Genomic DNA, 18,623 nt, shown 5'->3' with positions numbered 1-18,623 from the left:
ACCCTTCTTAAGCCGAGGGTCACCTAGCCAACTGACGTTGTTAGTGAACCTATTCTTGTTCACAAAATATATAGGCCAATTGCGATTATTGCGATTGGCTATTTTTTTGCCTGCAGTTTGGCCAACCGCCCTCTTTTTCGATACAGACACCCATTCAGACGTATAATAATAAGCATTCATAGCCAACCAAGAACAGCAGATAACCAACGCATTATAGAAAACGTTTTCTATTTGTTTTTTTTAAATAAAGACAGAAAATAACCCTATGTTTTACAAGATAATTACTGCAATAACTGGTTTTTATGGGCAATTATTGACAATAATTAGCATTGACTATGTGATTTATATCACCATAATGCGCAAGTTTGCCTGCAATACGGCGACCGTTAATTTTAATTTTGATCATTTGCGGAGGTAAAAAATGGCTGCTGATAATAACTACAGTCTAGGGCCGGTTCCTACATCGGCTAGGAAAGGAGTCGCTTCACTCACCATGGTAATGCTTGGACTCACTTTCTTCTCTGCAAGTATGTGGACAGGTGGTTCACTCGGGACAGGTCTTTCATTCAACGATTTCTTCCTCGCCGTTCTCATCGGTAACCTAATCCTCGGTATTTACACTTCTTTTCTTGGCTACATCGGCTCATCTACTGGCCTCTCTACCCACCTCCTTGCTCGTTTCTCTTTCGGTACTAAAGGCTCATGGCTTCCTTCTGCTTTACTTGGTGGTACACAAGTCGGTTGGTTTGGTGTGGGTGTTGCGATGTTTGCTATTCCAGTACAAAAAGCAACGGGCATTGATACCAACACCTTGATTATCGTATCTGGCTTATTGATGACGGGTACAGTGTACTTCGGCATTCAAGCGCTAATGGTGCTTTCAGCGATTGCAGTGCCTGCGATTGCGATTCTGGGTGGTTACTCAGTACTGACTGCGGTAGACAGTGTTGGTGGACTAGAGCAATTGCAACTTATTAAACCAGAGACGCCAATGGACTTTTCAATGGCTCTTGCAATGGTTGTAGGTTCGTTCGTAAGTGCGGGTACGTTAACGGCCGATTTCGTTCGCTTTGGTAAAAAGCCAGCAAGCGCAGTATTAATTACTATGGTTGCGTTCTTCATCGGTAACTCGCTGATGTTTATCTTCGGCGCAGCAGGAGCAGCAGCAACCGGTCAGGCTGATATTTCAGATGTGATGATCGCGCAAGGTCTGCTGCTTCCAGCCATCATCGTGCTTGGCTTGAATATCTGGACAACCAATGAAAATGCACTTTATGCATCCGGTTTGGGTTTATCTAACATCACTGGTCGCTCAAGTACTACAATGTCAATCATTAACGGCATTATCGGTACGATTTTCGCACTTTGGTTATACAACAACTTCGTTGGTTGGTTAACCTTCCTTTCGCTGGCGATTCCACCCATTGGTGGCGTAATCATCGCCGACTTCTTCGCGAACCGTAAACGTTACAAAGATTTTGCAAATGCAGAGTTCCAAACCGTTAACTGGGCTGGCATTATCGCGGTAGCAACAGGCGTAGCCGCTGGTCACTTCCTACCTGGCGTTGTTCCTTTGAACGCAGTGTTAGGTGGTGCAATCAGTTACCTCGTGCTTAATCCTCTATTGAACAACAAAGCTCTGAAATCTCAGGCCGCTTAAGGACACACTATGACAACCTTATTAATCAAGAACGCGAAACTTCAAGACCAAGAAGGCTTGAAACAGATTCTGATTGAAAATGGTCAATTTTCTCGCATTCTCGATAATGGCGCGCAAATCAATCATCAAGGCGACATCCTTGATGCTGAAGGTGGCATTGCAGTTACTCCTTTCTGTGAACCGCACATCCACCTAGATACTACTCAAACTGCTGGTGAGCCTAACTGGAACATCTCTGGCACTTTGTTTGAAGGTATTGAGCGTTGGGCTGAGCGCAAAGAACTGCTATCAATCGAAGACGTAAAGTCTCGTGCCAAGCAAACACTGAAATGGCAGATAGCTAACGGTGTTCAACACGTTCGTACACACGTTGATGTGTCTGACCCAACACTCGTTGCGTTAAGAGCGATGGTTGAAGTTCGTGAAGAGATGAAAGAGTGGGTCGACATCCAGATCGTTGCATTCCCTCAAGAAGGTATTCTTTCATACCCTAACGGCAAAGAGTTGCTTGAAGAAGCAGTGAAGATCGGCGCTGACGTTATCGGTGCTATCCCTCACTTCGAATTCACTCGTGAATACGGGGTTGAATCTTTGCATTATGTGTTCGAGCTTGCACGCAAGTACGACTGTCTGATCGACGTTCACTGTGATGAAATCGACGACGAACAGTCTCGCTTTGTGGAAACATTAGCAGCCCTTGCTCATAAGTTTGAAATGGGCGAGAAAGTAACTGCTAGCCACACCACTGCAATGGGTTCGTACAACAGTGCTTACACATCTCGCCTGTTCCGTCTATTGAAGATGTCAGGTATCAACTTCGTGGCAAACCCGCTAGTGAACATTCACTTACAGGGCCGTTTCGACGATTACCCGAAACGCCGCGGTGTAACGCGCGTTAAAGAGATGCTAGCAGCAGACATCAACGTTTGTTTTGGCCACGATGATGTGTTTGACCCATGGTACCCACTGGGCACAGCGAACATGCTTCAAGTTCTGCACATGGGACTGCATGTAACACAGGTTATGGGCTACGACCAAATCAACAACTCACTTGATTTGATCAGCAAGAACTCTGCTCGCACATTGAACATTCAAGACAACTTCGGTATCGAAGAAGGTAAGCCAGGTAGCTTGCTGATTCTTCCTGCTGACAATGGCTTTGATGCAGTACGCCGCCAAGTACCAGTGCAGTACTCAATACGCCACGGTAAGGTGATTGCAGAGACTCAACCAGCGAAAACAAAAATAAATTTAGATCAAACTGAAGATATCAACTTTAAGCGTTAATATCGTCTATACTAATGATCAAAAGGAAGCTGGGATGCTTCCTTTTGTTGTGTTGGACGAAGCGACAAAACTATCACTAAATCAGTGTAAATCTTGTACATTCGCACGGTATGACAAAAAAAGCACAAATTTCTTAAGCAATGCGTGTACATCTCAAAAGACTGTGTTAACATGCTCTCGCTCTGTTAGCCGGAGTTATTTAAGTTAGATGAATAGTAAAAAATTGACATGTAAAATCGTTACCCGTTTTTGTAAGTAGTTTTTCCTTATTTCTTAGCAATATTAAATAATTCAATTATCAGCGCATTGCATTAAATGCAATCAACAACTTAGAAAATTTATGAATAAGGGACAAATTATGTCTAACACAAATACTGGCACTGTAAAATGGTTTAACGAAGAGAAAGGTTTCGGTTTCATTTCTCAAGACAACGGCGGCGCTGACGTATTCGTACACTTCCGTGCAATCGTTTCTGAAGGCTTCAAAACTCTGAAAGAAGGCCAAAAGGTTTCTTTCGAAGTTGAAAATGGTCAAAAAGGCCTACAAGCAGCAAACGTTGTTGCTCAATAATTAGCTCTTATAGCTAAAAAGAATTTTAAAGCGCTGATTTTTATCGGCGCTTTTTTATGCCTGCTTATAAACATTTCCCCTCTCGATACAGGCTTTCCCCCGTAAACTCTGAACAAATGCAAATCACCAGCCAAGCGTCCTCAACCTAGACTTTCTCAATTAAAGCTCAACGATCAATTTACGTCACTTTTTGTATGCACTTCCCTAGACAACACTTAATTCTCAGTAATCTTTTGATACTAACTCACGCTACGCCGAAAGTTTGATAAGCCCAAATATGGTTAAAGAACAATCCATTAGATTACGCTTATGAATACGCAATCGATATTCATAATAAAAATGAGTTATTTATCCAACCCTCATCCACTAATCATATAATTTTTAAAGCAAAGACCTTCGAAATCCGCTAACCTTGTTCGCAAGTGGCTTAGTTGTTTTGGTATCTGCAGTAAAAATAATGAACAAAGACGAATTTCAGAAATCCACCGCAAATCTAAAAAAAGCGGTGCCTCTTATGATGAAGAACAGGGTGTCAACGACACCTGCAAATTACGCACTTTGGTACACCTATGTCGATAACGCTATTCCCCAGCTGACTCAAGACATGGATGGTGTTTTAGAACACTACGGTATTTGTCCTCCTGCCGTTGGTGAGCAGCTATACAACAATTATGTTGCCAGCAAATCCGAAACCAATATCAATGACCTTCGCGCTAATTTGGAACTGTTAGTTTCTGAAGTTTCCAATTCAATGAATGACACCCTGACCGACACCTCCGCTTTTTCTGACATGATCGATAAAAGCTTCGAGGACTTGGCTCGTGTTGATAATGAAAGCCTATCTATTGATGAAGTCATGTCCTTAGTTCGACAGCTGGTGTCTGAATCCCGTCATATTCGTCACTCTACTCAGTTTTTAAACTCTCAGCTAAACTCTGCAACCTCAGAGATCACCAAGCTAAAAACCCAGTTAGTAGAAGTTCAGAAAGATGCGCTTTTCGATAGTACAACCACACTCTATAACCGTCGCTCTTTCGACCGTGACATAGAAACCCTGTGTGAAGCACAACAATCTTTGTGTCTGATTCTTCTCGATATCGACCACTTTAAAAATTTCAACGACACCTATGGCCACTTGTTTGGCGATATGGTGCTTAAAGCGATCGCTCGCAAGCTGAAGTTAAGTTGCCGTGAAGGTATTTCTGCCTATCGATTTGGTGGTGAAGAGTTCGCGCTGATTGTGCCTAACAAGTCTTTGCGTATTGCTCGTCAACTCGCTGATACCAATCGTCGCTCTCTAGAAAAGCTGTCGATTAAAGATCGCCGCAGTGGTCAACAAGTCGGCAGTATCACTGCATCGTTTGGTGTCGCTGAACTTGAACCCGGCGAATCAGCTCAATCGCTGATTGAACGTGCTGATAAGCTACTTTATGAAGCGAAATCACTTGGCCGTAACCGAGTCATGCCTTTGTAAAACACACCAACAATGCTCTTATCGACATATTAGTCGGCTCGTATTGAGACTAGAAAGCCCCAAAGTTCATTATCTTCGGGGCTTTTTCTTTAGTTGTATAAATTACTTTAGCTAACTAGGATTCACCGTTAGATCTGGAAGCAATAATTCAAGCAGTAGTCTTCACCACTCTTTGCTCTGAACTCTTTATCTTCACTGCATGCCTTTGGTTTACCCTTTGCGTCACCTTGAATCAAACTGATCCAGTGGCGCATCGCTGCAATGGTCTCTTCACGCATTGTGGTTGTTGCTTCCATTGGTGATTGGCCAAACGTGGTGCATGATTCCAACTGAATATCATCAATTTCTACTAGCTCAATACAACCTGTCCCTTTGTGGCAACCAAACATCACCTCTAGGTGGCTGCCACTGCCATCTCGAAACAAGATAGAGTCTGGGTCGTTCTTCTCACCCATGTACGCTACAAACTGCTTAGGGTGCTTCAGACCGCTGTGCTGACCGTCTTTAAAGTAAGCCATAATATGGCGGTAATCGACTACGTAGCTAGTTACGTCTTGATGTGAGCCATTCTCTAGTGGGAATAGTCGATCAAGCAGCTGCTTTGCTTTCACTTGCTTTTCAGTTTGCTGATTAGCATTGATTGTCTCCACGGCAAAGACAGCTTCAGCGATAAATGGCTTTGATTGTTTTTGGATTTCTGTTTTATCGAATGTAAGCATATTCATAGTCTTTCCCTCTTGACCAGTCCGGTGATAACCACCGATTTCTACAGCAAAAATGTGTCCTAGAGCAATTATTCCAAACTAACGTTTAATTTATTTGTCATTTTGTGAATTGCTTAGTTTGTAGATTAGCGCTTTTTTACATACAATTTCACAACAAAAATTTTACAATGTGAATTTTACAAATATGGCCTTGTCAAAAAGTTTAGTTCGTCAGTCACATTTCCTAGGTACGAAAATACGTAACCTAAGAAAACGTAACCATTTAACGATGGAAGACCTGTCTGCGCGTTGTATTAGAATCGACCCAGAATGTGCTCCTTCCGTTTCTTACCTTTCAATGATTGAACGTGGAAAGCGGGTTCCGAGCATCGATATGCTGGAAGTGATTGCACAGGTCTTTCAGAAGAATCCGACGTGGTTCCTCGACGACGAATCTGAACAACAAGCCATTGCTCCTGATAAGGGGAATCGTGGTGGGATAAGTGGCATGGCGCTCGAGCCGAGCTTCCTATTCTCAAACGACATCCTGCAAATTGCGATTCCTGAGATGCTGTCACAAACGGGCATTTCAGGCCGCCAGTTTGCGCACCTCTTGATTCGAGCACACCAAGAGAGCAACCAGAACCACTTCCCTGACCTTGAGCGCGCTGCGGAAGAGGTAGGCTTAAAACGTCTTAACCTCAGCGTAGAAGACCTGATAGACATCGCTAGAAGCCTAGGAATCAACATCCGCTGGGTGACGCGCACGCCGCAAGACGTCGTCGATGAGCTCGGAATTAACGCTAAGCAGTTAGTGACCTCCTTCTTTGAGCCTCCCGGTACTATCTTCTTAAACGAGATTCTTAAAGAGTATCCAACTCGTCTGAAATACGACCTTTCGGTTTATATCGGTCATTGCATTCTGCACAGCAAAGAAGGCCTAAAGAGTGTGTTGTCGGTCGGTAACAACAACACGTGGGACGACAACCAGGTATCAGGCTCTTCACAGCTCAACTCCCAAGATATTCTTCAAGCATGGCGAGACTTTGAATCCAGCTTCTTTGCTGGCGCACTTCTGTGCCCGAAAGTCCCGTTTAGGCAGCTACTTGACCGCACTGGTTACGAAATCGACGTTCACAAAAGAGCAGGGGTTTCCCCCTCTGTTGCGATGCGTCGAATGACTGTAGTATCGCCCTACCCTCACTGGCACTACTTTGATGCTTATGGGCCGGGGAAACTCAAGGCGGTATATCGCGGGAACGGGATTCCGCTACCTTGGGGAAATATGAGAACGGTCGCTGACCCATGTCAACATTGGGCTGTGTTCCGTCGATTATCCGAACCTCGAGCGGGAAGCTCGGCTCAAATCTCCATTTTGAACGTGGGTGATGAGCCAAGAATCTACTGCTGTGAATCCATCAATATGACGGATCCTGCGGGTAACAATCGTGTGTTGTGTGCTGGTATAGATCTCAACCCTGCAATTGATGCTCAAGGCGGTAATTCAAGAGACATAGCAGAGCAGCTTAAAGCGTCATGCGTTAACAATGGTGGCTCTGTGGCAATTCCGCGTAACATCAAAAAAGATCTCACGACAATAGCCAAGATTCTAAATATAAATTGGATTGAACGTGGGATTGAGACAGAGGCGAGGCTTATCTGCTCCAGAGGTGGAGAATGCCCACGCCAACCAAGCTGTTACTCTAAGTGTGGTGAGTAAAAAAGTAATAACAAAAAATAGAACCTAAATTTCAGGCAAAAAAAAACCAATCACAATAAGGGTGATTGGTCATATATTTTGTGTGAACAAAAAAGGTTCACTAACAACGTCAGTTGGCTAGGTGACCCTCGGCTTAAGAAGGGTCACCATTACTAATGCAGCATGCGTGCCAACTTTTAAAACACGTATTTACTACGCATCTGGACACGTATTGGCCGGATATCCTTGTTTGTTTTGCAAACTGGAATTGCAAATTGCAAAATTCAACAAAAACGCTAGTGATTATGTTATTATTAATGAATAATTAAAGATTCATTACCCTTCCCAAAAATGTCATATTTCCCTTAGATTCAATCACTTTAAACAGCAATAAACCTCCCCTAGCTTACTCAAGCTATACGGTTACTCAACATAAACAACACCCTAAACAACGCCCATAAAAAAACGCGAACATTGAGATTCAATATTCGCGCTTATTCGATTTCTATGACAGAAAGAACTTAACCCACGAGACGCCTTTTTATAAAGCGACTCATGTTCGTTGCTCTTTCAATATCTCAGAAAAGATTACTTCTGAGGAGCTGGCTTAGAACGGCTTCGAGACGGTTTGTTTGTCGAAGGTTTGTTGCTTATCGGCTTATTTGACGACTTGCTTGGGCCGTAGCTACCGCCGTAACCAGACTTCTTAGGTTTGCCTGCAGGTTTACCCGCGTTGTTTGGCTTACCAGTACCGTTAGATTTACCCGCACCGCTTGGTTTGCTCAGAGTGTTCTGAGCACCTGCGTTATTTGCAGCAGGTTTATTGCCCGCACTACCGCGTTTAAAGTTGCTGCCGTTGTTTCTTACTGATTTATCTTCAGTTGTCGCAGCTGAGTTGTTTTCAGCAGGTTTCTTACCAGATGTCGGCTTACGCTTTGGAGCCGAACCATTACCAGCTACATGACGCTTGTTCTTACCTGCTGGCTTGTGCCCGCGAGCGTTATCACCAGAGCGTTGACCATCAGCATGTTCACGTGGCTGTTTTGCTTTCTTCGGTTTCTTAGGCTTGATTGGACGTGAATCCAAGCGAGACTCAGGTAACTTATTTACTGGAGAGAAACCTTCCAGTTCACGACGCTCTAGCACTTGTTGAATCAGGCGTTCAATACCGAACAGCTCACCCACTTCATCAGCACAAACCAATGAAATCGCTTTACCTACTTCACCTGCACGGCCAGTACGACCGATACGGTGTACATAGTCTTCTGATACATGAGGAAGATCGAAGTTAACTACTTGAGGCAGTTGCGGGATATCGATACCACGAGCGGCGATATCAGTTGCAACAAGTACTCGTACCTTACCTGTTTTGAAGTTCTCTAAGGCTTTAGTACGTGCACCTTGGCTCTTGTTACCATGGATAGGTGCAGCAGTGATGTCTTGCTCTTCAAGGAAGCGAGCAAGCTTGTTCGCACCGTGTTTCGTCTTGCTGAACACCAACACTTGTTGCCAATCGTTATCTTTGATTAGCTTCGCTAGCATTGCGCTCTTTTTCTTTTTGTCTACTGGGTAGATGCTTTGCTCAACCGTTTTTGCCGTTGAGTTTGCAGGGCTTACTGAAATCTCAACAGGATTGTTCACCAAGCCTTTCGCTAAGCTGCGGATATCATCAGAGAACGTCGCTGAGAACAGTAGGTTCTGACGCTTCTTAGGCAAGAAAGCTAAGATCTTACGAATATCGCGGATGAAACCCATGTCTAGCATGCGGTCCGCTTCATCTAGCACTAGGATTTCTAGTTGGTCAAAACGCACTGCATTTTGGTTGTATAGGTCAAGTAGACGACCAGGTGTTGCCACCAACACGTCACTACCTTTACGCAGTTTTTGCATCTGAGGGTTAATCTTCACACCACCAAACACTACCGTCGAAGTCAGCGGTAAGTTAATACCGTACTTCACTACGCTGCCATTCACTTGCGCAGCAAGCTCACGAGTTGGCGTTAGCACGAGCGCACGAACTTGGTTCTGACGTACGCGAGTACCTTTCGATAACATTTCAAGAATAGGTAGCGTGAAGCCTGCAGTTTTACCTGTACCTGTTTGAGCAGCGGCCATAACATCTTTGCCCGTTAGGACAGCTGGCACGGCTTTCTCTTGTATTGGTGATGGCTTATCGTAACCTTGTGCTTCAATAGCTTTAAGGATCGGTTCAGAAAGGCCAAGGGAGGTAAAACTCATAGATTATTTTCTCAGTTGAATAACATTTAGTATGAGCAACACGTTAAAAAGTGCGTTGCTTCAGCTTTTGCTCATCAAATACATTGATACGGAGCAAAGCGCGGTATTCTGAGGCTTTTCCCCCCATTCAGCAACTAAATTCTAATCGCAGCTAAAATTCAACCTAGATAACTTGTCGCTTCTGTTCGTACATTTTTTCATCAGCGGCTTTCAAGAGCGCATCGACATCATTGTAGTTACTATTGTGAATAACCCAACCCACACTGATTCTGAGATAAATAGAGTGCGCTTCGTACACAACTGGCGCCGAGCATATCGCCTTTCGTAGTTTAGTCACGATTGAAGATACGTGTTGATCATCGATAATGCGTGGCAACAAGACCAAGAACTCATCACCGCCTATCCTTGCAACGATATCTGAAACACGCAGCTCACTTCTTATGCGGTTAGCACACTCGATCAATACCTGATCGCCTGCCGCGTGACCATAAGTGTCGTTGATTGCTTTAAACCCATCGAGGTCGATATTTACAACAGCAAAGGTTCTCGCTCTCTGTTTTTGAGTGGTTTTGAAGGCCTGCTTGAGGCTATACATGAAGTATCGACGATTCGGTAACATCGTTAGCTCATCATGCATAGAGCGGCTATCTGCAATCCGGTACAGACGATAAATAGTAAAGAAGGCAAACGCCAACACTAATATAATGGAGTAGCCTACCAGCCTTACCGCTTGGATTCGATACCAAGGCTCATCCATCAATACATGTTCGTTACCGGAGAGAGCAAGGTACCAACCCCCGTATGGGAAACTCACCTGTTCAGTGGCGAACGCATTATCGAACACATCCTGAGTGCCATAAAAGACAGCGCCATCTTTCCCTGAACTGTTTGCACCACGAATTGCTAATTCATACTTGTTCTCTATCTTGCCGATTCCAACATCTTCAAACAGCTCATCTAAACCGATAACAGCACTGGAGACACCCCAGTAATCTTGATTGAAAGGCGGGTCTCGGAAGATCGGAGTGCGTGCAATGAGGGCTTGTCCACCTTGAAACAGCTCAAAAGGACCGGCAATAAAGGTGTTGCCAAGATTACGGGCTATCTCAACAGACTCCCATTGATTTGGGTGATCACGATAATTAATACCGAGAATCTGCTCATTACCTTCCATCGGGTAAACAAAGTTTAGAATGTCGTCTTTGGCGAGTCCGATAAGTCGAATATGGAAGCCATCTTGAATGATATTCTCAGCAATCTTATCCCAATTTTTCACCTCACCATCGGGGTTGATGGTCACTAAGGTCGAGAAATTATTGAGGATATACATATCTGACACGATCGCGGCTTCAATCCGAGAACGAATAATGGATAGTTGCTTTTTTGCCTCTGAATACGATTCGTTTTTAAGAAAAGTTAATTGCTTGGCATGAAAGAACTCAATTGCGCTTACTATCGCAAGGAAAAAAAGAAAAGATACTACTCTGGCAGACCACTGCTTGCTAGAACCACTTGGCATTTACGAACCTCTAACACTATTGTTCTATATACTGCCTTATAACGGCTCATTTCTGGCTTATTGCCCCAGTATGCCGCTAAGTCATTAAAAATCCATACTGACGTCGACTATCTATCAAATATTGAGTGATCCATCACTTCAAACTTCTTTACTAAACGAATGGTTTAATCAAAAAGGGTTAGTGAACCTTATAAAGCTTACATTGTATTGACTCACGCTTACATTGAAGGATTCATCAATGTTATTTTACATAGACTAATAATCAGCTTGGTACCTCACGACATGAAGTTAAAAACTATCACACTGTGTACATTGCTATCAGCCTCGGTTGCCGTTCACGCACAAGAAAACGTTCAAGCGCCAACCGCAGTGAACGTTCAATCCCAAGCAGATTCGCTCAATTCTCAAGAACAATCTTTCAAGCAATCTGCAGACCTAATTCGCACCACCTACGAAAGCCAGCTTTACACCCTGCCTGCATTCAAAGAAGGTCACTACGGGCTGCGCATGTATCGTCAAACATTAGACGATAAGTATTCAGCGGCGGTGTGGAGCGACATGGCTCGAGTGGCAAGCAAGCTCAGCACCCTGTCGAATGACGTTCAAACCATGGAACAAATCGTACTCTACTCAGAGAAGCGAGTTGCATCTTATATTGGTGATAACGATGAGCGCAGTATTCGACGCTACAACATCACCAAGCACATGCCTGAATACCTTTACCTTGGTGTTGACCTTCTAGGCTCTATGGCTCGTGCTAACGAATACGGTTTAGAACACAAGAACGATGCCAAGCTACGCGAAATCATTCGTCGCTATGACTTCTCACGATACGTGACCAATGAAGACATGGTGAAAGCGTGGGCCGCTCAATTAGCGAATCAGGTTTACTGGTTGCGCCAACTGGGTGAGCAGGATGTCGTTGATGAGTTTGTCGATACCTTCAAAAAAGCGTATCCAGACGATAAAGACAAAAAACTCTCAAGCCAGCAATTCGGCAATAAGATCTATGGTATGACACACGTCATCTTCGGCGACTCAGAATATTACCAACATCAAGTAAGCGAACAAGACCATCAATGGATCTACGATTACTTTAGAGAAAACATCGATACGATTCTGCTGCGTGCGAAAGAAGATGTGATTGCTGAGGTTGGATTAACCTTCTTATTGGCAGGTTTAGAAGATGACCCAGTTCTAGAGAAAACTCGACTCGCGATTCAAGCTTCAATCGATGAGAAACAAGGCATGATCCCTTCAATTACTGGCGATTTTGACCTTGAGTACGGTGAACACCGCAACGTATTAGCAATCATGCTACTCGATTGGCAGCAAGTGAATGAAGCGCCGACTTATGAAGGCAACCCTAAGGTGTTTACTAACATCCCTTACGGACTCATTAAAAACCAACCACCGAAGAACTAGCAACATACCTAGCCTAGGTTCATCATAGAACCCAAAAAGCCTCATACCTTTCAAGGCTGCGGCTTTTTGCTGTTTACTACGTCAGTACTCGTATCAAAAGTTGTTAATATCAAAACCTGCGTAAAGATAAAAACAAAGACGACATCAAGCTCCTGACACGGCTTTGTTCATCACTATCGTAAAATCCCCTTCTGCGTAGCCCTCCGTTAAAGAGACATCATCGCAGAGCGTTTTACAGAAACGATAGACACCTTGAGGGTGATAACTCATCAAGGTATTACGCGAAGGATACTGGCTTGAGTTGAGAAGATTAAAAATCACCGTCTGATTCGCCAGTTCATACATGCGAGTAATCATGTTTGTCAGATAATCAGAATCACGAGAGATGTAGTTCAGTGAACCACTAGCGATGACAATGTCGTGCGCCTCAAGGTTCATTTTGCTCATATCACCCGCCAAAAACTGACAACGATCTTCTGTGTAGTTTTGCTTCGCCTTCTTAAGAAAGCCTGCGTGTTGGTCAACGCCGGTATAAGATTGAATACGATAGATGCTGTCGAGCAGTTCAAACAGCTCGCCATAGCCGCAACCCAAATCTAAAACACTCTTCTTTTCGAAGTCCGCCGCACGAGCGATTACTTCAAAGCGACACAATTGACTCTCTTCGCTAGTCCAACCTAAAGCTTTAGCCTTGTCGCCATTCGAGCGGTTAGTCTGTTTTCGATGATAGCGATACACCTTCCAACGATCGAGCCAGTGCATTAAGAGAAATCCACCCACACTTCACGACCACCAGCCAGCTCTTGGTTATGGTATTGCCATTGATATTGCGCGAGCAGCTTTTCGGTGAGCTCTAACCCTAGACCAAAGCCCAAATGATTGTCTTCTATCGTGCCGTCAGTGTTGTGATTAACAATGGTGACTTTCGAGCCTACCTGAACGATACCCACGGTACCGCTTCCTGTGTGTTGGAAAGCATTGCGAATCAAATTGGTCAGCACGATGCGAGTGAGTCCGACTGGCAACTGGCATTGTGTATCGTCGCTTTCAAGGTTCACAGCCACGGCTTTGCCATTCAATAGATAGCTTAAATCGTGGTTTATTTGTTGCAGCAGTTCGCCGAGATGTACGTTTTCCAGAGGCAGATCTTTGTCTTGTTGTCGGGTAAGCCACAACAAGGTTTCTGTCAGGGCTGTCATGGTGAAACCCGCGCGCTTGATTCGGTCTATCACTTCAAGCTGCTTTTCTGGGCTCTTACCCTTTTGAATCAGCTTCTCTAGCAGTTCACTATTTGTTCTTGTGACCGCAATAGGAGTACGTAATTCGTGGCTCGCGTAACCCAAAAATTTCTGCTCTCGTTCTAAGCTGTTTTGAACCGAACTCAAACTATCACGAATGATGTTAGCCAAGGTGTTCAGTTCACTGAAGTGAAAATCAGGTGTCGGTTCATTGAGGTTATCTTTATCTAGCGATTTGGCCCAGTTCTTTAGCTGCTCAACAGGCGATGCCACCTTACGTAACACCAAAACCAAGATAACGAAAAACAATACAATCGCACCCAGTGCGGTCAAAAGAATCGTGATAAAGTGCGGAAGCCCTTCATCATTAATGAAAGGGTCATGTTTTTGAGCAAACACCGCAGAAACATAACGAACCTCATTACCTTTCATCACCTTCATGGCGAAATAGCCTTTCTCGGGAGGTGAAAATATAGATTTGCCAATGATTATTTTGGTCATGCGGTTAAATTGCAGTTCGCTCTGGTTAAGGTTGTTCTGAATGCTTTGTGGCAAGTCGGTCCATTGGGTCGCCACCGTAAATTCTTGATTGGTCATAGGCTTACCCGGCTTTACCGCATCTTGTTGCGCTTGGGCAATCATAGAGCCACGCATAGCGATATCCATCCCAGAGACAAAGTAATTTACGCTCAAGGCAGAAAGAACCAGAATCGTCGTCACACCTGTAACCAGAATCGCCAATAAAACGTAGATCCTTAGACTTGGTCTGATCTTCATTCTTGTCGTAACTCCTTAATCGCAAAGCCTTTGCCCGCAATGGTGTGCAGCAGCTTATTGTCTTGTTCAGCATCGACTTGTTTACGCAGATTGAAGATATGCACTTTTAAGCTATTACTGTCTGGTTGATCGTCGCCCCACACGCCCTGCATGATGGTCTCGCGAGAAACAGGATCAGGGCTAGAACGCATCAAGATTTCCAGTATTTTGAGTGCGGTAGGCGAAAGCTTTAAAGGGGAATTATCGCGATAGGCTTGATGCTGTTTGAGATCGATTTCCAAATCGCTTACCGACAAGCGGCGAACCTGACCACTGCGTCGCTTCGCCAACACTTGCACTCGAACAATCAACTCTTCCATTGCAAAAGGTTTCACCAGGTAATCATCGGCCCCTTTTGAAAAGCCTGTCAGCTTATCATCAAGCGTATCACGTGCAGTGAGCATCAAAACGGGTGTATCAATGCCCTGCGCTCTGAGATTCTCACATACCTGCAAGCCGTTCATTTTAGGCAAATTGAGATCGAGAATTACCGCGTCATATCGGTTTGCTTCGATGAGGTTGAGTCCAGCTAAACCATTCGCTGCATGATCGCACTGGATATCTTCTAAATCGAGGTAATCAATAACCGCAGTGGCTAAATCGAGGTCGTCTTCAACCAAAAGCAATTGAAGCTTATCTGTGAATTTATTAGTGACGGATTCTGCCATCGTGACGACCTCTATTGTTAGTTGTAGTGTAGCTTTATAGTGATCTTTAATATCTTGTTCGGTAATGAACCTAGACCGAAGTTGCTGAGCCTCGCTCGGCAATCATCAGCCTAGATATCATTAGCTTAGCCATTGTTAAGCTGTTTGTTCAATGCCTTTGACGCGATTTGTGATTTTAAGAATCAGAGACTTAATCTCACACTGAATCATTAACAATGCTGGCGTTAGAATCAGTGTAATAAACGTCGCAAACAAAATACCGTAGCCTAGCGCCGCTGCCGCAGGGATCAGGAACTGAGCCTGCAGAGACGTTTCACTTAATAGTGGCGTCAAACCTGCGAACGTGGTGACCGATGTGAGTAACACGGCTCTTAGTCGACCAGAACACGCTTCAACAATCGCATCGTGAACCGACTTACCTTTCTCTTTGATTAGCTCGTTAAAACGAGAAACCAACAACAAGCTGTCGTTCACCACCACACCGCTCAACGCAAGGATACCGTTTAACGATAGGATACTGATTGTTAAGTCATTCCACCAGTGCCCTAAGATTGCCCCAACAATGCCAAATGGAATCGCTGTCATGATGATCACAGGTTGAATGTAAGACTTCAGCGGGATAGCAAGCAGCGTATAAATCGCTATCATGGCAAGTATGAACATACTCATCATTGAACTAGCCGTCTCTTCTTGTTCTTCCGTTTCGCCAGCAAAGTCGACCGTTAATCCCGGGTATTGCGCTTCTAAATCGGGTACTAATGTGTCTTGCAACTGATGAACAAGCTCAGCAGGTGCAACCACGTCTTTATCTAATACTGCACTGATGTACACCGCTCGTTGGCTATCAATACGTGTGATCTCTGATACTTGGTAATCAGAATATACTTCAGCAACGGTGCTCAAAGGCACCACGGTACCGTCGTTGGTTCTCACGCTCGATTGCTTGATATCCGCAATGGTTTGGCGATCCGATTCTGGGTAGCGCACTCGAACTTTTACCTCATCCTTACCACGTTGGAACTGCTGAACAATATCACCACCAAACGCTTGCAATACTTGCTGTGAAAGACTTGCAGTATCAAAGCCTAACGCACGGCCTTGCTGTGTTAATTCAAAACGATACTGAGGCTCACCAAGATCCAAGTTATGGTCAATACCACTCACACCTTCAATCGCTTGCAGCTTGGTTAAGAACTCATTACCCGCCGCAGTCACTGATTCTTCGTTCCACGCTTTCAATTCTACTTTGAAGTTGTCGACCATCTCCATTTTAGACAAGACTTTGAGCTTCTTAACCCCTTCCATCTGGCCCACAGTCTCTTGCCAAGCATCAGCAAACTCATTCGATGTGTAGACACTGTCGCTGTCCAATTCAATTTTAACTTGACCAGAGTCATCAGCATCCGCGATAACTTGAAGACTCAGCAGTTCAGATGCTTCATCTTGAGCACCGTATTGCGCTCTCAGAGTTTCATCCGTTTGGGTTGCCGCCGCTTCAAGCACCAACAAGTTTTGTTGTGTTTGACCAAAGCTCGCATCGTTTTGCATCGACATATCGGCAGTTACCGTATCGCCCGGCATATCAGGGAAGAACGCTACACGAACCGCCCCCGTCATTGGTAACCCAGCAACTAAAATAAGCAATGACAAGAAAACCATCACTACCGCATAACGCAGTTTCAACGCCCATTCAATTACGGGGCAGTAGATACGCTTATTAAACCAACCTAGCCCAGTATCGGCAGCATGTTGAACGCGAGCCCACAGCCCCTTCTTCTCACTACGCTTAGTATTAATATGAGCAAGGTGCGATGGCAGAATGAACTTAGACTCAACTAAAGACAGCAACAAACAGATAATCACGACCGTGCCGAATTGAGCGTAAATTTGCCCCATTTTACCGTCAACATTCGCTAACGCTAAGAAGGCAACAACTGTCGTTAACACACCAAATATAGTTGGTGATGCCACCTTCATGGTGCCTCGTATAGTACTGCCTATCGAATCGCCTTCTTCTTTGCGCGTGGAATAGATACTTTCCCCAACCACCACCGCATCATCGACTACTATCCCGAGCGCCATAATGAAACCAAAGGTGGTCATTTCATTGATGGTTAACCCCATGAAAGTATCTGTCATGAAGAACATGGTGCCAAAAAAGACAAACGGTAAGCCAGCTGCTACCCAGAAAGCGACACGCACGTTTAAGAATACCGCTAACACCATGAACACCAATGCAATACCGGTGAGCGCGTTCTTCATCAATAGGCTTAAGCGGTCTTTGATCATGGTACTTTTGTCGTACCAAGTTTCGATTTCGACATCGCTCGGCAGCATGTTGCTGTTTTCCCAGCGTTCTACCACTTTCTCTGCTTGTTCAACAATGCTGACGACGTCTCCGTATTCATCCATCACGATCTGAATTGCCATCGCATTCTGTTGGTTATAACGAGAAAGCATGAAGGTATCATCAGCAAACATGTCTTCAACGTTGGCAATGTCACCCAAGGTAATTTGCGTACCATCAGTCGTCGTCATCACCGGAATCGCGTTGAAATCTTGGATCTCATACGCCTGTTCAGAAACCTTCAAACGAACCGTTTTTTCGCCATTACGAAGGCTCGTCGAGATAGCCGCAGAAGATTCCGCATTGATCGCTTCAGAAACGTCAGTCAGTGTTAAGCCGTATGCCTGTAGCTTGTTCTCATCAACCTCAACTGAGATCATAGGGTCAGCCTTAGCCTTGATTTCCAAATCACGAATTGATGACTGGCTCAATAGATCTGATTTCAATTGCTCGGCTAAGCTTTGAAGCGTTGCTCGGTCTGCGTCACCATAGATCTGCACCCATAAGGCATGATCTTGCATGCGAGCTTTATCAATCACAGGATTATCAGCGCCAGAAGGCAGGTTATTGATCGCATCAACCTTAGTTTTAACGTCAGTTAACAGGGTATCAAGATCATAGGTGCTCGTTTTTTCAATCGAAACATGGCTACCATTCGCATCAGAAGTTGACGTAATACGCTTAATGCCCGGTACGGTTTCTAACGCATCTTCAATCTTAATCGCTAGGCCTTCTTCCGCCTGAATAGGGTCACCACTGTCATAGGTCACAGACACTGTCACCACATCGGGTTCAAGGCTTGGAAATGCTTCTTTACGCAATGAGTTCAGTGATAACAGGCCTATGATGATCACGCCCACTAACAACAAATTCGCTGCTACAGAGTTATTCGCGAACCATGCGATTGCGCCAGTGTGTGGTTTAGTTGGCTTCTGGTTACTGTCCGCTTGGTTATTCGGTTTCAACTCATGAGACAT

At 44.5% G+C, this 18,623-nt stretch carries 13 protein-coding genes; 6 read left to right on the top strand and 7 right to left on the bottom strand.

All coding sequences use genetic code 11. The features are described 5' to 3' along the window. Window positions 1–421 precede the first annotated feature (421 nt). The 4 genes from codB to AB4371_RS12250 all read left to right on the top strand — a co-directional run bounded on the left by codB (window position 422) and on the right by AB4371_RS12250 (window position 4,992). Entirely contained in the window at window positions 422–1,660 is a 1,239-nt protein-coding gene (gene codB / locus AB4371_RS12265) for a cytosine permease (protein WP_136978707.1), read from the top strand. Between the two features lie 9 nt (window positions 1,661–1,669). Beyond that, the gene (locus tag AB4371_RS12260; protein ID WP_102332003.1) at window positions 1,670–2,947 is read left to right on the top strand and encodes a cytosine deaminase; all 1,278 of its coding nucleotides are present in this window, start codon (window positions 1,670–1,672) and stop codon (window positions 2,945–2,947) included. A 358-nt stretch (window positions 2,948–3,305) separates the two neighbouring features. Continuing rightward, complete coding sequence (locus AB4371_RS12255) at window positions 3,306–3,518, top strand: cold-shock protein (protein ID WP_004740083.1); 213 nt, start codon at window positions 3,306–3,308, stop codon at window positions 3,516–3,518. A 457-nt stretch (window positions 3,519–3,975) separates the two neighbouring features. Then, entirely contained in the window at window positions 3,976–4,992 is a 1,017-nt protein-coding gene (locus AB4371_RS12250; protein WP_017060611.1) for a GGDEF domain-containing protein, read from the top strand. Window positions 4,993–5,120: 128 nt separating this feature from the next. Here AB4371_RS12250 and AB4371_RS12245 read toward each other — a convergent pair whose 3' ends face one another. Beyond that, window positions 5,121–5,717: a malate synthase gene (locus tag AB4371_RS12245; protein WP_017060610.1), complete on the bottom strand. Its 597-nt coding sequence runs from the start codon at window positions 5,715–5,717 to the stop codon at window positions 5,121–5,123. Window positions 5,718–5,886: 169 nt separating this feature from the next. Here AB4371_RS12245 and AB4371_RS12240 point away from each other — a divergent pair, with 169 nt between their 5' ends. Continuing rightward, window positions 5,887–7,416, top strand: a complete 1,530-nt coding sequence (locus AB4371_RS12240) for a DUF3612 domain-containing protein (protein WP_081090203.1) — start codon at window positions 5,887–5,889, stop codon at window positions 7,414–7,416. A 567-nt stretch (window positions 7,417–7,983) separates the two neighbouring features. Here the strand turns inward: AB4371_RS12240 and AB4371_RS12235 are convergent. Both AB4371_RS12235 and AB4371_RS12230 read right to left on the bottom strand, forming a co-directional pair. After that, the gene (locus AB4371_RS12235; RefSeq protein ID WP_136978709.1) at window positions 7,984–9,633 is read right to left on the bottom strand and encodes a DEAD/DEAH box helicase; all 1,650 of its coding nucleotides are present in this window, start codon (window positions 9,631–9,633) and stop codon (window positions 7,984–7,986) included. A gap of 163 nt (window positions 9,634–9,796) precedes the next feature. Next, window positions 9,797–11,152: a diguanylate cyclase gene (locus tag AB4371_RS12230; protein WP_102398618.1), complete on the bottom strand. Its 1,356-nt coding sequence runs from the start codon at window positions 11,150–11,152 to the stop codon at window positions 9,797–9,799. Between the two features lie 282 nt (window positions 11,153–11,434). On the opposite strand from AB4371_RS12230, the gene AB4371_RS12225 reads away from it, so the two are divergent. Then, a complete protein-coding gene (locus tag AB4371_RS12225; RefSeq protein WP_017060606.1) occupies window positions 11,435–12,577 on the top strand; it encodes a DUF3541 domain-containing protein in 1,143 nt (380 codons plus the stop codon). A 144-nt stretch (window positions 12,578–12,721) separates the two neighbouring features. Here AB4371_RS12225 and AB4371_RS12220 read toward each other — a convergent pair whose 3' ends face one another. The 4 genes from AB4371_RS12220 to AB4371_RS12205 all read right to left on the bottom strand — a co-directional run bounded on the left by AB4371_RS12220 (window position 12,722) and on the right by AB4371_RS12205 (window position 18,623). Next, a complete protein-coding gene (locus AB4371_RS12220) occupies window positions 12,722–13,339 on the bottom strand; it encodes a class I SAM-dependent methyltransferase (protein WP_017064868.1) in 618 nt (205 codons plus the stop codon). Then, window positions 13,339–14,592 carry a HAMP domain-containing sensor histidine kinase gene (locus AB4371_RS12215; RefSeq protein ID WP_136978711.1) on the bottom strand — a complete coding sequence of 418 codons (1,254 nt, stop codon included), beginning with the start codon at window positions 14,590–14,592 and terminating at the stop codon, window positions 13,339–13,341. The genes AB4371_RS12220 and AB4371_RS12215 overlap by 1 nt, the downstream gene beginning before the upstream one ends. Further along, window positions 14,589–15,299: a response regulator transcription factor gene (locus AB4371_RS12210; RefSeq protein ID WP_136978713.1), complete on the bottom strand. Its 711-nt coding sequence runs from the start codon at window positions 15,297–15,299 to the stop codon at window positions 14,589–14,591. Before AB4371_RS12210 ends, AB4371_RS12215 begins: the two co-directional genes overlap by 4 nt. A gap of 135 nt (window positions 15,300–15,434) precedes the next feature. After that, on the bottom strand, window positions 15,435–18,623 hold the full coding sequence (locus AB4371_RS12205; RefSeq protein ID WP_136978715.1) for an efflux RND transporter permease subunit: 3,189 nt from the start codon (window positions 18,621–18,623) through the stop codon (window positions 15,435–15,437).

The sequence above is a fragment of the Vibrio sp. 10N.261.51.A3 genome, assembly GCF_041471965.1.
Taxonomy (GTDB): Bacteria; Pseudomonadota; Gammaproteobacteria; order Enterobacterales; family Vibrionaceae; genus Vibrio; species Vibrio crassostreae_C.
Note: the sequence above shows the minus strand (reverse complement) of the source record. Positions and strands in the feature narration are given on the sequence as shown.

What these genes read in the sequence shown, in the direction of transcription:
- AB4371_RS12210 (WP_136978713.1), bottom strand. Translation starts at nt 15,299, where the DNA reads ATGGCAGAATCCGTCACTAATAAATTCACAGATAAGCTTCAATTGCTT.
- codB (WP_136978707.1), top strand. Translation starts at nt 422, where the DNA reads ATGGCTGCTGATAATAACTACAGTCTAGGGCCGGTTCCTACATCGGCT.
- AB4371_RS12215 (WP_136978711.1), bottom strand. Translation starts at nt 14,592, where the DNA reads ATGAAGATCAGACCAAGTCTAAGGATCTACGTTTTATTGGCGATTCTG.
- AB4371_RS12205 (WP_136978715.1), bottom strand. Translation starts at nt 18,623, where the DNA reads ATGTCTCATGAGTTGAAACCGAATAACCAAGCGGACAGTAACCAGAAG.
- AB4371_RS12235 (WP_136978709.1), bottom strand. Translation starts at nt 9,633, where the DNA reads ATGAGTTTTACCTCCCTTGGCCTTTCTGAACCGATCCTTAAAGCTATT.
- AB4371_RS12255 (WP_004740083.1), top strand. Translation starts at nt 3,306, where the DNA reads ATGTCTAACACAAATACTGGCACTGTAAAATGGTTTAACGAAGAGAAA.
- AB4371_RS12230 (WP_102398618.1), bottom strand. Translation starts at nt 11,152, where the DNA reads ATGCCAAGTGGTTCTAGCAAGCAGTGGTCTGCCAGAGTAGTATCTTTT.
- AB4371_RS12250 (WP_017060611.1), top strand. Translation starts at nt 3,976, where the DNA reads ATGAACAAAGACGAATTTCAGAAATCCACCGCAAATCTAAAAAAAGCG.
- AB4371_RS12220 (WP_017064868.1), bottom strand. Translation starts at nt 13,339, where the DNA reads ATGCACTGGCTCGATCGTTGGAAGGTGTATCGCTATCATCGAAAACAG.
- AB4371_RS12260 (WP_102332003.1), top strand. Translation starts at nt 1,670, where the DNA reads ATGACAACCTTATTAATCAAGAACGCGAAACTTCAAGACCAAGAAGGC.
- AB4371_RS12225 (WP_017060606.1), top strand. Translation starts at nt 11,435, where the DNA reads ATGAAGTTAAAAACTATCACACTGTGTACATTGCTATCAGCCTCGGTT.
- AB4371_RS12245 (WP_017060610.1), bottom strand. Translation starts at nt 5,717, where the DNA reads ATGAATATGCTTACATTCGATAAAACAGAAATCCAAAAACAATCAAAG.